Below are 16,578 nucleotides of genomic sequence, written 5' to 3' on the forward strand. Positions count from 1 at the left end.
AATGTCAATAATAACCCAAAGCGAGCTGTTTGCACAAGCTCATAATTTTACTGAACATGGCCTGTTTACCGAAGCCGTAAAAAAATATCTTGATTTTGTGGATGAGTTTCCGGATAGCGATCTGGCAGATGATGCCTTATTTAACGCTGGCTTATGTTATTGCCATATCAATATGTTTGGCCTGGCTATCACTACACTTAACGATGTTTTATCAAGATATCCCGATGGCGAAATAAGTACACATAACAATTGCGAATTTGGCAGAACAGCCGCCAAATGCCATTATGCCCTAATAAACTGTTACCTGGCCACAGGCAGGCCGGATGCAGCTACTGAGGAGTTGAAAAAACTCCGGGACTATCCCGAGTCTTACATTATTAGCGACCTTGGCGAAAAAATAACATATTACTCCCTGGCAACTAAAGCCATATCAACCTACACAAATCAAAATGGATAAAACAACCAACACGCATCTCAATATAAGCTGTAGCCAATGCGGTGCTGCCATACAATCATACAATGCAAACACCACTTTTGCTACCTGTGAGTATTGCGGGGCCGAAACAACGCTTTTTGATAAGAACGATGCTGTGACCGCTAAAGACAGCTTTAATACAGAAGCCAAAGCCATCGTATTTACCAATGAGGTAAGGGAAATAAAAACCAAAATATTAAAATGGTTGATAGATGATAATATGACGCCGGTAAACATACTCATGGCGAGTACCATATCCGCACTTCGCAAAGTTTACTATCCTGTTTACACCTTTAAGGGAACTTATGACGGCACTTACTCCGTTTCAGACAAATACGGCAAAGTAGCAAATTCAGCCAATCCTGTTCACGGCGATTTTACAGTGGTAAAATATGGCGGCGAAGAACAGATAAGCCAGGCAGAGCAAGATCTTGTAACCGAACTGACAATCAAAGCCGGAACTTCGGTGCAAACTGTGCCTTTGACCAAGATAAGCCAGCTTGAAACAGATATTGTAGATGCCGAACCGCCACAACTGGCCTGGGATGATGCCGCGGAAATGAAAGCGGCTGCTTTTGTTTACGATGTACTGAAACAACAAAACCCGGCTGCGGGCGAAATTACGCATTATCTTAAATACGACGTTACATCGTCAGATGTGCTGTATTATCCGCTTTGGACATGCAATTACCGGTATTTTCTCTCCGAACCAAAACTTATATGTGTTGACGAGGTTTCGGGCGAGGTGATTGGAGAAAGAGAAAAAGCTGCCGCTCTTGGCCTTTCAGTTTTTTCATTAGCTAAAAACGTTTTTCGCAATGGCCTTGTGTTATGGTTTTTATATTATATAGCGCGCATAGCGTTAGCTGAATACGTTGACAAAAAATACGGCCTGGATCATGGCATTTATGACAATCTGTTGATTAGTCCTTTGTGGGGCACCTATTGGATGATAAGGGCAGTACTTATTTGTGTAGTTATACCGCTAACATGTTGCACTGTTTTATACAAGTACTTTGAAGCAAAAGCTTATTCAAGATACAAAGCCATAAGAGAAAAAAGCCTTGATAATATACTATCGGGCAAAACAAAAAACATATTCGAAAATTAATAGTACTAAGCGTTATTATTGTAATGGCATCAGGCATCAACAATAATTTTGCCTGTTATGCTATTGAAAAAATTTGTTTCTTTGCATCCATTAAGAAGGATACGTAATGGCTTGGTTTAAAAGAGAAGAAAAAGGTATAAGTACTACTACCGAAGAAAAGAAAGAAGCACCCGATGGTATCTGGAACAAGTGCCCATCGTGCAAAAAACCGCTTCACTATTCTGAGATGGTTGAAAACCAATACGTTTGCCACTATTGCGGCTACCATTTACGTGTAGGCTCTAAAGAATATTTTTCGGTACTATTTGATGATAACGAGTTTACCGAGTTGTTTGAGAACCTCACATCGGGCGACCCGTTGGAATTTACCGATACAAAAAAATATACCGCCCGTATAGTTGAAAGCCAAAATAAAACCGGCTTAAAAGACGCCATACGCGCCGCGCATGGTAAAATTGACGGGCAAGACCTGGTAATTGCCTGTATGGATTTTAACTTCATCGGCGGTTCGATGGGTTCGGTTGTTGGTGAAAAGATAGCGCGATCTATCGACTACAGCATTAAAAATAAGATCCCTTTCCTGATGATATCAAAATCGGGCGGTGCACGAATGATGGAGGCTGCGTTCTCGTTAATGCAGATGGCTAAAACATCGGCTAAACTGGCATTGTTATCGCAGGCTAAAATACCTTATATATCGCTGTTAACAGATCCTACTACTGGTGGTGTTACGGCATCATTTGCTATGCTGGGCGATGTAAACATTGCCGAACCGGGTGCCTTAATTGGCTTTGCTGGTCCGCGCGTTATTAAAGAGACGATTAAAAAAGACCTGCCCAAAGGATTCCAAACTGCGGAGTTTGTTCAGGAGCACGGTTTTTTAGATTTTATAGTTGACCGCAGGGAAATGAAGGATAAGTTATCGACATTCCTTAAATTAATGGCAAATTAATTAGTCATTGGGTCATTGATCATTAAGTCATTTTCACTTGCGTGGGAATGACTTTTTTTCTTCAAGATAGTTTCTTCCGCTTTAAGCGCAGCGAGTTCCCTATTACTACTACATCCGAAAAAGCCATGGCGAAAGCGCCTACCATTGGGTTAAGTAAACCTATGGCCGCTATCGGGATAGCTACCACGTTATAAGCAAAGGCCCAAAACAGGTTTTGTTTGATGGTGATGAGCGTATGCCTGCTGATCTGCAGGAAATTCACTACCGAATGCAGATCGGCGTTAAGTAGTACTACCTTGGCTGATTGGATAGCCACCTGGCTGGCATCGTTCATAGATACGCCAACATCAGCCTGCGTTAAAGCGGGGGCATCGTTAATACCATCGCCTATCATAATGGTTTTGCCCTTCTTTTTATACATGTCAATAATGTCCAGTTTTTGTTCCGGTAGCTGTTCATAATGTACCTTATCAATACCAATGGTTTGTGCAACCTGGAGGCACTTGCTTTGCCTGTCGCCACTGAGCAGTATCGGCACAACACCCATTTTTTTGAGTTGGGATACCAGCCTTGCCGCTTCGGGTTTTATTTCATCTTCAATAGATATTTGGGCAAGCAATTTTTGATTTTGATACAGGAAGAGATTAAAATCGGTACCCTTTACATCTTTACCCGAACCAAGAAAATATGAGTTACCATCCACATCTTCGGCGCGCATACCTAAGCCCTTTTGCTCGGATACCGTTTTAAGGATGATCTTTTTTAGGGGTAAGGATTTTAGCTCAGTTACTAACGATAGTGCTATGGGGTGGTTAGATCGTTCTTCGATGGAGAGGATTATACCTCGGATAGTTTCTATATCGTCTGTTGTTTCCACTTTAATTTCGCTGATCCGGAATTTACCCGTGGTAAGCGTCCCCGTTTTATCAAACACAACATATTTTGCGCCCGCTACGGCCTCTATAGTATCGCCACCTTTTATCAGGATGCCATTTTTAGCGGCGCGCCCTAAGCCCACCATAACGGCTGTAGGCGTGGCCAAACCCATAGCGCAAGGGCACGATATTACCAATACGGCAATGGCGTGCATCAGGGCATCCTGGAAAGTGATACTGAATACCCAATAGCTCAGTATAAAAGTAAGCAAGGAAATAGCGATAACCGCCGGAACAAATATGGCAGCTACTTTATCACCCAGTTTTTGTACAGGTGGCTTGGCCGCCTGTGCTTTCTTCATCAGGTCAATGATCTGCGAAAGCACAGTATTGGAGCCTACTTTGGTAGCCAGCATTTGAAAATTACCGTGCTGAACAATGGTACCGCCGATAACTGTAGCATATTTTTCTTTTTCTACCGGGATACTCTCGCCGGTCAGCATCGATTCATCAACCGATGCATTTCCGGATAGTATCTCGCCATCAACGGGTATCTTATCGCCTTCGTTAACCTGCAAGGTATCGCCGGGGCGTACTTCGCTTGCGCTGATGTTTTGAATCTCGCCGTTTAATATACGGCGGGCGCTTACTTTTTGGATCTTTATCAGATCTTTTACAGCCGAAGTAGTTTGACTTACAGAGCGTTTTTCGAAAACGTTGCCCAACAATACCAGTGTGATGATGGTGGCGCAGGTTTCGTAAAAGAGGTAATCGGCACCCAAATGTTGCAGTGTACCGATCAAACTATATACAAAAGCCGATGATGAGCCTACAAAAATGAGTACATCCATGTTAGGTACACCCCCCTTTATGGAATTAATGGCGCTTTTACCAAAATGCCAGCAGCCCAATAAAAATACCGGCAGGCATAAAAACAACTGAACTATGGGATGATGTAATAAGTGCCAGGGGAACACCATGTGCAGCAAAAGCGGCACCGTAAACACCAGCGCGAAGATGAATTTGCTCTCTACCTTCTCGTAAAAGTGTTCGGTATGGGTATTTATATCATCAACAACCTTAAAACCGAGGCCCTCTATATCTTTTATAACTCCGGGAAGCGTTCCTTCATCGGGAGTAGAAAATTTAACTTCTTCACTCGCAAAATCAACAAATACATTTTGCAGCCCTCTCTTTTCAAGGAGTTTATGGATAGACATGGCACAGTTGTTACAGTGCATGCCTGTTACATTTAGTTCGATCAATTGCTCATTTGCCATGCTACAAAGGTAGCTGTATTTAAAACCGTTCTAAATAAATAGCGTAAGCACAATGTAATTTTAAAAAACGGTTTGACATTAAGGTGAAGATTTGTACATTTGCACTCTCCAAAACGGTAGATGTAGCTCAGTTGGTTAGAGCATCGGTTTGTGGTACCGAGGGTCGTGGGTTCGAGCCCCATCATTTACCCAAAATGGCAAGGTCTTTAAAAAGAACCTTGCCATTTTTTTTATACTATCGAGCGTTTTATACGCTGCTTAAAGGTGTACCAATTTGGGGAACCCGTTATAGGTCACGGTTGATTCCTTTTTACTTCCGGTCAGTACGATATTAAATTTCCGGGTCTTCAGCATTCCCGAAAATGCACCTTTCCTTTTCCCAATGGTTAATGTTTGATGAAGATTGTCCCATTTAAAATTGATGGTGGCATAAGCACCCTTTTCGTAATTGTAATTGTCGCCTTCATCTTCATAAAGTGTAAAAGAGCCATCCGATCCGGGGTAAACTCTGATCTCCATCTGGTCGGCTTTCTTTTCGGCTGCATATTGTAACTCCGGCCCCATCGGAATGATCGACCCGGCCTTTACAAATAAGGGCAACACATCAATCGGGGTTTGCTTTTCAATAGTTTGCCCGCCAACGCTTTGCTGGCCTGTCCAAAAGTCAAACCAATAAGTACCCTTAGGCAAATAAACGCTCTGGGTTTTAACCACATCAAAGGTGGTTTTAGCACTCGCTTTGCTGGTGTACATAGAATCAGTAACCGGACAAACCAAAAACGCTTTACCAAAAAGGTACTCATTATTAATATCCAAAGCCTTTTCATCTTTCGGGAAATCCATAACTAAAGCCCGTAACATAGTTGAGTTATTACTGGTTACCGCCCAGGCATTCGAATAATTATACGGCAGTAAACGGTAACGAAGATTGATGTATTTTTCTATCGCATCATAAGCCCAATAGCCTTTTTGCCCAAATTGGTATATCTCACGCGGAGCGTCCGTTCCGTGCGAACGCATCATAGGGCAAAAGGTTCCAAACTGTAACCAGCGTACATATAACTCCTGGTAAGCAGGGTCCTTAGTTCCGCGGCGAGAGAAGCCATTTTCGAAGAAGCCACCAATATCAGTGTTCCAATAAGGGATGCCCGACAGGCCGATATTTAATCCACCCGAAATTTGATTGCGCAGCACTTTCCAATCCGACCTGATATCTCCCGACCATACCGTTGTGCCATTGCGCTGCTGCCCTGCAAAAGCCGATCGCGCTAATATAAAAACCCTTTTGGCATCGCTTGTTTCACGCTGATGTTCATAAACGCCTTGTGTGTGCAGCAAAGGGTAAGCATTACGCATTTTGCGGTAAGAACCATCATAGGTTAGTATATTTTCATCGCCTGGTTTTTCTTTGTGATGATCGGGTTCTGTCGAGTCAAGCCACCAGCCGTCCATACCTAAAGCAAAAATATTTTTGTTCATGTAACTCCAGTATAAATCGCGGGCTTTGGGGTTAAAAACATCGTAAACCTGTACTGCAGGGTTTATGGGCCAGGTAATGTAACTGTTATACAAATAACCATGATTATTCATATCCGCCCATATTTTGGTTTTATTGCCAAACGATGGCCACACCGAAATAATGATGTGTGCATTAAGCTGATGTACGCTATCTATCAAAGATTTAGGATCGGGATAGCCCGGACCAACAAATTCAGTTGAGTTCCATTGTTTTTCATCCACGCCCCAGTACTGCCAATCTTGCACAATGCCATCAATAGGCACATGTAGGTCACGGTATTTTTTTAACACCCCAACCACTTCTTGCTGACTTTTGTAACGTTCGCGGCTTTGCCAATAACCAAATACCCATTGCGGAAACATCGGTGCCTGCCCGGTAAGTTTGCGTAAACCGGCAATCACACCATCGGCATTTCCGCCGTATATAAAATAATAATCTACGCCATCGCCTACTTCGGAGGTGAAGGAAGCCCCGGCAGCGTTATCTTCAAATTGTGTGGTTGAATAATTATCCCAGAAAATACCATAACCTTTTACCGAATGCATAAAACCGAAGACGGTTCAAACCTCACCACGGCCGAATGGCGGTTATTTGCGGAATAATATCAATGTAAGTTTTGAAAGCTCCCGGTGAAAATCGGGAGCTTTTTTTATTATATTTTATGTTACCGCCCATCCCCAAATATTATTTCATAACGATTTATGTTACAGCAAAAAATATAACTTTAGCTTAAAAAGCTTTTAATTTGTGACCCATAACTTTTTTTTATTATTGAAAAAAATATTATTTTCACCTCGGCTCCTACAGCCTCTGTTGAATTAAACTATATGAAATATTACCTCCCCTTATTAGCGCTTTTATCGCTAATGGCTCTATCGCAAATTACTTTCGCCCAAAAAATCGAACTCATCAACTCCGGTGAGCTACTCAAACAAGGCGGCATTCTGCATGACTCCGCAAAATATAAGCAGGCATTAACATTATATAACAAAATAAACCGCAGCGATACAAATTATGTATGGTCGCTTTACGAAAAAGCACTTACCTGCGAGGCCGACAGCCAATATAACCAGGCCATCAAATATTGCCAGGAAGCTCTTTCCCTTAAAGAACAGCGTGATTTTGAACCCGAGCTTTACAATACCTATGGCAACACGCTGAATGATATGGGCCAAACAGAACAGGCCATCAAGGTTTTTGATATGGCCATTGCCAGGTATCCTTCCTTTTCATTATTGTATTTTAATAAGGGCGTTGCATTGCTGGCTTCAAAACCGCACGAAGCCGAGTTGCTGTTTCAAAAAGCACTTATTATAAACCCTTATATGTACAGCGCGCATTTCCAACTGGCGCTGGCCACATGCAAACAGGGTAAAATAGTACCGGGCTTTCTTAGCCTCATTGGCTACCTTTTAACAAATCCGGAGGGTAAGTATTGTTCAAGGGCTATCACATTGTTAAGCGAGATCTCAAAAAGCACCGATGAGGTTTTGAATTTTAAGAACAAGAGAACAGAAACTCCCGACGAAAACTACCAGGCAGTAGAAGATATTTTACTATCAAAAATTGCGCTCGATAAACAATATAAGCCCATCATATCATTAGACGACCCAATATCCCGACAAATACAGGCTGTAATTGAGAAACTGGAATATAACAAAACTGATAAAGATTTTTATATACAGTATTACCTGCCTTATTACAAACACGTATTTAATGATCATAAATTTGAGCCTTTTATTTATCACCTCTTCTCAAATGTGAAGATCAAGGCTATTGAAGATTATGCCAAAAGGAACAAAAAAGAACTTGAAGCATTTGCCAGCGATGCAGCCGATTACTTTAACCAGATACGTGCTACACGCCAATTAGCTTATGCAGAGCGCGATACTGTTACCGGCAAATATTATTTTGAGAGCGGCAAGCTTGTTGGCAAAGGCATATTATTAAACAAAGGAAAAACACTTACCGGCCACTGGGAATTTTATTACCCCGGCGGAAACATGAAAGGGATAGGCGAGTATAATGCTGCAGGCGAACGTGAAGGCGACTGGCTGTTCTATTTTAATTCGGGTAAACTAAAAACCAAAGAGCATTATACAAACGGAAAGCTTAACGGCCCACAGTTAGGTCGCTTTGAGAATGGAAATATCTCATCGGAAGAAACCTATGTAAATGACCTGGTAGAGGGTGTGGTGACTACTTATTACTACGCGGGCTGCAAAAAATCGATAGTACATTATAAACTTGGCAAAAAAGACGGCGAAGAACGCAAGTTTTATTCCAATGGCAATTTAATGGCGGTCAATACATATGCAAATGGCTTAATTACAGGCCTGTCAACCGAGTATTTTAAGAGCGGAAAGGTTAACCAAACCGAAGAGTTTTTGAACGGTAAGGCCGAAGGCGCATTTAAATTATATTATGAAAGCGGCGGCCTTTCGGTAGATGGTATAAATGTAAAAGATAAGGGGCAAGGCCAATGGAAATACTACTATGAGAACGGAAAGTTAAAAGAAACACGCACTTACGTGGACGATGTTGAAGAAGGCCCGCACGAAGAGTTTCATGATAACGGGCAACTGTCGAGCAGGTATGAAAACAAAAAAGGTAAAATGAACGGCGAGATAACCTATTTTGATAAAGATGGCAAGCTATTCTCAAAATATGTTTACGATAATGGTGTAATCAAATCAGCACAATATTTCAGCAAAGCCGGCACCATCCTAAGCTCATCCGAATTTAAAAACAACGCCATCGATATCACCAGCTATACTGCCAGGGGGCATAAAAAATCGCACTTTGGCTATAATAAAAAAGGCGACCTGGAAGGACCTGATACTGTATTTTACGGATCAGGAAAAGTGTATCAAACCAATAATTACAAAGGCGGCGAGTTAAATGGCACCTCTGTTACCTATTTTTTAAATGGTAAAAAAAGAACCGAAGTGAACATGACAGATGGTAAAGCTAATGGCTATTACCAAAGCTTTTATACCAATGGCAAGATAGAATCTGAAGGATGGAAACAAGACGGGCAAAACCAGGGCGAATGGGATACATATGATGAGCAAGGCCGTTTAACCGCTAAATACTATTACCTTGATGGTGAACTGAATGGCTATAAAGAAGATTATTGGCCCAACGGCCTGAAAACTACCGAGCAAAAATACCGCAGGGGCTGGCTCGAAAAAATGACCCAGTATGATCACTCAGGAAAAGTAATAGCTGTTGATTCATTTTATAATGGTACGGGTAAATATGTTGTTTACTCACCCGATGGGAAAGTAACCGCCCGTGCAAATTATGTTAATGGCGATTTTGACGGCCCTTATAAAACTTATTATTTTGACGGCAGTATAGAGAGCGTACAGGTATACCGCAAGGGCATTAAAGACAGTGCCTATGTAAGTTATTACCATGGTGGCAAAAAATACTTAGAGGGCCAGTTTAAAAATGGTAACAAAACCGGCTTATGGAAAAACTATGATGAAGACGGTAAGATGTACCTGACTAAAATGTATGAGAATGACATGTTAAACGGCGACAGAACCTATTACTTCCCTAATGGTAATAAAGACCTGGTATCGCCATATAAAAATGATGAACTTGAGGGCACAGTTAGAAAGTATGACCCTGATGGTGTATTGGTTGACGAAGTTATTTTTGAAGACGGCAATGCGGTAGCTTTTTCCTATCTCGGTAAAGACGAAAAACCGGTACCGGTAATTGATCTTGAAAGTACAAACGGCTTACTTAAAGCTTATTTTCCGAATGGAAAAGTATCAAGGGAATGTACTTACAGTGATGGTGTAAAAAACGGCGATGACAAAATATATTACATTAACGGCCAGTTACGATCAATAGACACCGAAGTTTACGGTATATCCGAAGGTGTATTTAAGGAATATTATGCTGATGGAAAGCCCAAATCTGAGTATTACTATTTAACCGATAACCTGAATGGTATTAGTAAAGAGTTTAATCAGCAGGGTGGGTTGGTAAAAGAAATGACACTGGAAAACGGCACTAACCATGGCCCTACAAAATACTACAACGCGGCCGGCAAAAACGATAAAACCATGGTATATACTTATGGTACACTAATAGCTGTGAAGAATGAGAAATAAGTTTTTAATCGCTTTATTGTGCGTAATTACTTCCATTTCGTTATTCACAAATAATTTACTGGCTCAAACTGTTGAACAAATAAGCAAACAGTTCCCCGGCGAAAAAGCAGTTATGCTTAATAAATCGCTCCAGTACAATATTAGCTTAAAAAACGGGCAGCCATATGTTGAAAGCAGCGAGCTCCAGCAAATAGAATACGTGCTGGGTAGCGCTACCGCATACAGTGGTAATTATGGTTTTTCGCATAGCGATTTCCAGAAACTGGTAACCTACGAAGCCTTTACACGCACTCCCGATAATAAAAAAATTAAGGTAACCGAGTTTAAAACAGGCACCGATAAAGAGAGCTTTGTTTTTTACGATGATGTGAAAGAAACATCGTTCAATTTTCCGGCAATTGAGCCCGGCGCGGTAGGCAACCTGCAGGTATCATGGCAAAATACTAACCCGCACCTGTTATCTCCTTATTATTTTACTGGTTTTATGCCTGCCATAAACAGCGAGCTAAAAGTTACTGTAGCGAAAGAAATATCGTTAAAATATTTTTTGACAGGCCTTGACACCGATAAGATTGCAGTTAATATCGATAACAAACATGGTAATAAAGTTTACACCTTTCAATATAAAAACTGCCCTCCGGATAAGCGTTACCCTGATGCGCCGGAGTATGCATGGTATTCGCCTCATGTTATTTTTTATATCGAAAATTATAAGGACGGCAGCGGTAACACCGTATCTTATCTTTCAAATGATGATGACCTGTATAAACTCAGTTACAGCTTTATAAAAGATGTAAACACCACTGTTAACCCCGGTTTAAAGCATATTGTGGACTCGCTTACCAACAAACTGACTACGCCCGAAAGCAAAGCCCGAAGCATTTACGCGTGGGTGCAGCACAACATTAAATACGTAGCGTTTGAAGATGGCATGGGTGGCTTTGTACCACGGGATGCCGGCCTTGTTTGCAGCAGGCGCTTTGGCGATTGTAAGGATATGGCAAGCATTTTAACTGAAATGCTTAAAGTAGTTAACATACCGGCATATTTTACATGGCTCGGCACGCGCGATCTGCCCTACAAATTCACCAAAGTACCTTTACCCTTGGTGAGTAACCACATGATATGTACCATAAACCTTAACGGGAAGTACATATTTTTAGATGGCACCGACCCCACCTGTGTTTTTGGCACCACACCGGCCGGCATACAGGAAAAGGAAGCCATGATATCAATAAACGAAAAAGAATATAAGATACTCAACATCCCGATAGTTGAAAAAAATAAAAATATGTTAATTGATACCACCTGGATGGAGCTCACTCCTACCGGTATTAAAGGCAAAATAAAAGAAAACCTGAAGGGCTACTACGCCATGAACATGTATGGCGGTATGATGTACTGGAAACAGAAAGATATGCACGACCATCTTAAAGGCATGTTCAGCCGTGGCTCGAACAAGTTTTTGTTGGATACCTTTAGGATAGACAAAACCCTGCCTAATAATGAGATAGCCCTTTATGGCGATTTTACCCTGCCCGATTATGCCAAGAAAATAGGTAACGATTATTACCTTAACCTTAACCTGTTTAAGCTTTGTTTAGACCAGCAGATAGATTTCCCGAAAAGGAAAACGCCCATTGAGTATAACTTTAAATATATACGCAAGTATGTTACCATGCTAAAAATACCCCAAGGTTATAAACTTAGCTACCTGCCGCCAAGCAAAACCTTCCGTAATAAAGTGTGGGGTTTTAATTTGGAGTATAGCCAAAAAGGCAACTACGTTATATTGACCCAGGATTTTGATAACGAGAACCTGCTGATAACAAACGACCAGTTTGAAGAATGGAACAAGGTGCTCGAAAACCTGCTCCCGCAATACAAAGAAACCTTAAGCCTATCCAAAATATAATACAATGATGAAAAAACACATCCTGCTCGCTGTGCTGGCACTATCTGCCGTTAAGTATGCACAAGGGCAAACAACAGGTATCGAAACAGAAAAATGGGCCGATAAGCCTGTTATTCACCAACTGAGCGGTGCCTATGCAAAAGAATCGGCAGTTATTGTATCTGATAGCCGCAGAACTGAATATGTTGATGATAAAAAAGAGGTTTTAGAGTATTATACCCTTCATAAGCTGATCCATATTAACGATGACCGTGGGATAGAGGAGTTTAACAAAATATACCTCGGCATTGGCGAAAGCTCGGATGTGATAGCTGTTAAGGCACGCACTATACTGCCGGGCGGTAAGATCATTGAGCTTGATAAAAACAACATTAAAGACCTAAAAGAAGACAACGGCAATATTTACAAAATATTCGCGATGGATGGCCTTGAAAAAGGCTGCGAGGTGGAGTACTTCTACACCTTTAAAAAATCCACATCGTATTTTGGCAGGGAACTGATACAAGGTAGCGTACCAATTATGGCATCGAGCTTTAAACTTATCGCGCCTGAGCGTTTAAGGTTCGAGGTAAAACCATTTAACAGCACCGTAACCAGCATAGATACGCTGCTGAATAGCAAACACATTATTACCTGCAATTTTAAAGATATTGCAGGTGCCGAAAATGAAAAATATGCTTTTTATGATGCCAACCTCATCAGGTTGGAGTTTAAACTATCTTATAATGACGAAGCGCGCCGTGGCGAGCGCTTATTTACATGGAACGAGCTTGCCAAAAGGGTTTTCAATATTTACTCGTTTTACACGGATAAAGAATACAAGCAGGCATCAGAGATTGTGGCGCAAAACGGGTGGGATAAACTGGCTGATGAAACCCAGAAAATTATAGCTGTAGAAAGTTATGTTAAAAAACGCTATACCTATAAAGAAGAAATGGATAGCGAAGACGCCAATAAACTGGAAAGCGTTATACGCAACAAAATAGGCGGCCTGATAGGTACCATGCGTTTGTACAGCGCTATTTTTCAAAACCTTGGCATAAACAGGCAAATAGTTTTGGCAGGCGACAGGAACAAATTTATTATTGACCGTAGTTTTGAAAACTGGAACAACTGCGATAACCCGCTGTTCTACTTCCCGGCCGAGAAAAAGTTTATTGCCCCTTCGCGGCCCGACTACCGTTTCCCCTGGATATACCCGTCATGGGGCGAGGCAAATGGCCTGTTCTGCAAAATAACAACCTTAGGTACGGTTTCATCGGCATTAGCCGAAATAAAACCTATTGTGTTGGAAGACTATACCAAATCAACAAACAACCTCGAATCAAAAATAGAGCTTAACGCAGGCCTTGATTCATTAACTATTGATTCTAAACAAATATATGGCGGTTACGCGGCGGTTGATTACAGGGATGTTTTCAATTTCGCGAATGACGAGCAGCGTAAAGATGTGATCAAACAATTGGCTAAATCGGTATCCAGTACCGATCATATCCTGTCATCCGAAATTAAGAACCAGGATTTTGAGAACGGCACTACCAACCAGCCTTTAATTATCCAGATAAAAACAAAATCGGGCGAGTTATTAGAGCGTGCAGGCAACAAGCTGTTGGTAAAAATAGGCCTTGCCATAGGCCCGCAGGTTGAAATGTACCAGGAAAAACCAAGGCAGCAAACCGTGGGTATTGAGTATGGCCATATTGAAGAACGTAAAATAGACTTTACCATTCCCGATGGTTATGCCATAAGCAACCTTAACGATTTAAAGATGAACCAGGTATTTTTGGATAATGGTGAGTTAACTATGGGTTTTGTATCGGGATACGAAATAAAAGGTAACGTACTATCTATCCATATTATGGAAGAGTACCGCAAAACCTTTTACCCCCTTAACCAGTTCGAGCAATTCAGAAAGATCATCAATGCCTCGTCTGACTTTAACAAAGTTGTTTTGGTATTAGAAAAGAAAAGCTAAACGAAATATCATTCCCTGTAAAAAAACGTTTTTCTGTATATCAGGAAAGCGTTTTTTTTGTTTTTAAGCTGCTATGGTTAATGCTGCCGGTCAAAAAAAGTTCAAACTTTACAACTTTTTTATTGTTGGTTTTAGCAGATCATGAAATGGATCATGATAAATTGTTAAACATACAACCCTATGAAAAATTATATGAAGCTATTGCCGGTACTGTTGATTGCGGCGATAGCCACCAGTTGTGTAAGCAAAAAAGAATATGCACAGCTACAATCAAACTATGATAAACTACAGGCCGATAATAAAGATGTAATGGCGCGCTATGCCAGCACCACACAAGACCTTAATGTTTCTAAAAGCCGTGTTGCCAGTTTAGAAGAGCAAATAGCCGCGGCAAAATCAACCCAGTCTGCCTTGCAGGATGCTTTGAATAAATGTTTGGCCGGCAACAACCAGGGTAATGTTAACATTGCTAAACTGGCCGATCAGATCTCGGCATCGGACAGGTACGTTAAACAATTGATAGCTGCCAAAAGCAAAAGCGACTCGCTCAATATGGTGCTCACCAACAACCTGACCCGCTCATTAAGTGCCGCCGAAACAAAAGATGTGGATGTGCAGGTATTAAAAGGAGTGGTTTATATTTCCTTATCGGATAATATGTTGTACAAATCGGGCAGTTATGAAATATCTGACAAAGCGGGCTCTACTTTAAGCAAGGTGGCCAAAATTATTACTGACTACTCGGATTATGATGTATTGGTAGAAGGTAACACCGATAATGTGCCTATTAAACAAACAAACATCCGCAACAATTGGGATTTGAGTACCCTACGTGCATCATCAGTTGTACAAGCCCTGCAAACCACCTATAGCGTAGACCCTAAACGCTTAACAGCAGGTGGCCGTGGCGAATATAACCCGGTAGCCGATAATAGCACAGATGCCGGTAAAGTTAAAAACAGGCGCACACAAATTATCATCACACCCAAACTGGACCAGTTTATGGGTTTAATTGGTAAGCCTATTGATAAGTAAGATTTTTTTAAACTATACAAATGCCCCTGCAGAAATGTAGGGGCATTTTTTATTTACTCTAAACTCACGGGCAGCAAAAAGTAAAACCTGCTGCCTTCTTCTATCTCGCTCTCAACCCCTATTTTACCCGATTGCGCTTCGATAAAATCTTTGGCTATGGCAAGCCCCAAGCCCGTACCTGCCTGCCCTGCTGTTGCGCCGGGTACTTTAAAATACCTATCGAAAATACGGCTGAGGTATTGTGGTTCAATACCATGACCATGATCGCGCACAGAAAACTCGATGGTGTCTTTTCGCTCGGTTACCGTCAGTTCTACCGCGCTTATTTCGGGGCTGTACTTTATAGCGTTGGATAGCAGGTTGATGAGTACCCAGGTAGTTTTATCCAGATCGGCACGTACGTTGGGGATATCGTTATCACAACTCACGTTAATGTTTACACGGCGTTGGTCGGCAATAAATTTTACCGCTTTAACGGCATAGTCGATAATATCTTTGGGGTGGGCAATACCAAAATTAATTTTGATGTTACCCGTTTCAATTTGCGCCATATCCAGCAATTCGCCGGTTATTTGCAGCAGGCGGCGGGTATCATCGCCAATGTTACCTATTAATTGGCGCTGTTCGGTATTTACAGCTCCTATACGTTCATCTTCCAGCAGTTTTAAGCTCATTTTTATGGATGCGATAGGCGTTTTCAACTCATGCGAAATAGTAGCTATAAAGTTGGTCTTCGCTTCGTTGCGGGTGCTTTTCTCTTCAACATCTTCGGCCAACCTGGTTATGGGCGTAGCAATATAATCGGGAAAGTTAACCATAAACGTAAATCCTATCATAAAACAGCCTGCACCTATCAGCGCGATGATGATGAGGGCATGATTGGCCGTATCATCAGCAGTTTTACCTTTTCGCTCAATGGCATTACGGTTCAACTTCATAATAGCGTAAATATTGGCCCGCATTTTTTGCGCCACTACCGAAACTACCGCCGGGTTATCTGCCGCTTTGTATTGATCGAACAAAGCTTGCAGCGAGTCGGTCAATTGCCTTTCGCCCCGTTCTGTCAGGTTACCTTGTTGTGCCGTCAAATCTTGTTGTATGGATTGGATGATAAGCTGTTTATCCAAACCTGTGCTATCTAAAACACCTGCCATATCTTCAACATAACTTAACGAGCGGTAATTATCTTTCAAAATAGCTTTAGAGTCATCAGCTAATTTTTGCAGGTAATAAGCCCCCGTGCCCGAACATAGCAGCGCCAGCAAAAACAGGAAGATGATACCGGCACGGAGTTTATTTTTAATGCTCATG

10 protein-coding genes and 1 tRNA gene are annotated in these 16,578 nt (G+C 41.6%); 8 read left to right on the top strand and 3 right to left on the bottom strand.

What is annotated here, in order from left to right:
* The first annotated feature begins 1 nt into the window (after position 1).
* The 3 genes from KXQ82_RS13560 to accD all read left to right on the top strand — a co-directional run bounded on the left by KXQ82_RS13560 (position 2) and on the right by accD (position 2,538).
* Positions 2-457: a tetratricopeptide repeat protein gene (locus KXQ82_RS13560; protein ID WP_219488933.1), complete on the top strand. Its 456-nt coding sequence runs from the start codon at positions 2-4 to the stop codon at positions 455-457.
* Positions 450-1,586 (top strand): hypothetical protein, encoded by a 1,137-nt coding sequence (locus KXQ82_RS13565; protein ID WP_219488934.1) that lies wholly within the window; start codon positions 450-452, stop codon positions 1,584-1,586. Before KXQ82_RS13560 ends, KXQ82_RS13565 begins: the two co-directional genes overlap by 8 nt.
* 106 nt (positions 1,587-1,692) lie before the next feature.
* On the top strand, positions 1,693-2,538 hold the full coding sequence (gene accD / locus KXQ82_RS13570; RefSeq protein WP_219488935.1) for an acetyl-CoA carboxylase, carboxyltransferase subunit beta: 846 nt from the start codon (positions 1,693-1,695) through the stop codon (positions 2,536-2,538).
* A 61-nt stretch (positions 2,539-2,599) separates the two neighbouring features.
* Here the strand turns inward: accD and KXQ82_RS13575 are convergent, their stop codons facing one another.
* Positions 2,600-4,693 carry a heavy metal translocating P-type ATPase gene (locus KXQ82_RS13575; RefSeq protein ID WP_219488936.1) on the bottom strand — a complete coding sequence of 698 codons (2,094 nt, stop codon included), beginning with the start codon at positions 4,691-4,693 and terminating at the stop codon, positions 2,600-2,602.
* Positions 4,694-4,809: 116 nt separating this feature from the next.
* Between KXQ82_RS13575 and KXQ82_RS13580 the strand changes: the two genes are divergently transcribed.
* A tRNA-His gene (locus KXQ82_RS13580) sits at positions 4,810-4,883 on the top strand.
* Positions 4,884-4,951: 68 nt separating this feature from the next.
* On the opposite strand, the gene KXQ82_RS13585 is transcribed toward KXQ82_RS13580, so the two are convergent.
* Positions 4,952-6,757, bottom strand: coding sequence for a glycoside hydrolase family 31 protein (locus tag KXQ82_RS13585; RefSeq protein ID WP_219488937.1), 1,806 nt, complete (start codon positions 6,755-6,757; stop codon positions 4,952-4,954).
* Positions 6,758-7,039: 282 nt separating this feature from the next.
* Here KXQ82_RS13585 and KXQ82_RS13590 point away from each other — a divergent pair, with 282 nt between their 5' ends.
* From KXQ82_RS13590 to KXQ82_RS13605, 4 genes are all read left to right on the top strand, one after another.
* Positions 7,040-10,342 carry a hypothetical protein gene (locus KXQ82_RS13590; protein WP_219488938.1) on the top strand — a complete coding sequence of 1,101 codons (3,303 nt, stop codon included), beginning with the start codon at positions 7,040-7,042 and terminating at the stop codon, positions 10,340-10,342.
* Positions 10,332-12,257: a DUF3858 domain-containing protein gene (locus KXQ82_RS13595; protein ID WP_219488939.1), complete on the top strand. Its 1,926-nt coding sequence runs from the start codon at positions 10,332-10,334 to the stop codon at positions 12,255-12,257. The genes KXQ82_RS13590 and KXQ82_RS13595 overlap by 11 nt, the downstream gene beginning before the upstream one ends.
* A gap of 4 nt (positions 12,258-12,261) precedes the next feature.
* Positions 12,262-14,232, top strand: a complete 1,971-nt coding sequence (locus KXQ82_RS13600) for a DUF3857 domain-containing protein (protein WP_219488940.1) — start codon at positions 12,262-12,264, stop codon at positions 14,230-14,232.
* A 180-nt stretch (positions 14,233-14,412) separates the two neighbouring features.
* Positions 14,413-15,267 carry an OmpA/MotB family protein gene (locus tag KXQ82_RS13605; protein WP_219488941.1) on the top strand — a complete coding sequence of 285 codons (855 nt, stop codon included), beginning with the start codon at positions 14,413-14,415 and terminating at the stop codon, positions 15,265-15,267.
* Positions 15,268-15,320: 53 nt separating this feature from the next.
* Here the strand turns inward: KXQ82_RS13605 and KXQ82_RS13610 are convergent, their stop codons facing one another.
* Positions 15,321-16,577, bottom strand: coding sequence for a sensor histidine kinase (locus tag KXQ82_RS13610; protein ID WP_219488942.1), 1,257 nt, complete (start codon positions 16,575-16,577; stop codon positions 15,321-15,323).
* Position 16,578: the final 1 nt, after the last annotated feature.

Origin of the sequence: Mucilaginibacter rivuli (assembly GCF_019391655.1) — a bacterium.
GTDB classification, from domain to species: domain Bacteria; phylum Bacteroidota; class Bacteroidia; order Sphingobacteriales; family Sphingobacteriaceae; genus Mucilaginibacter; species Mucilaginibacter rivuli.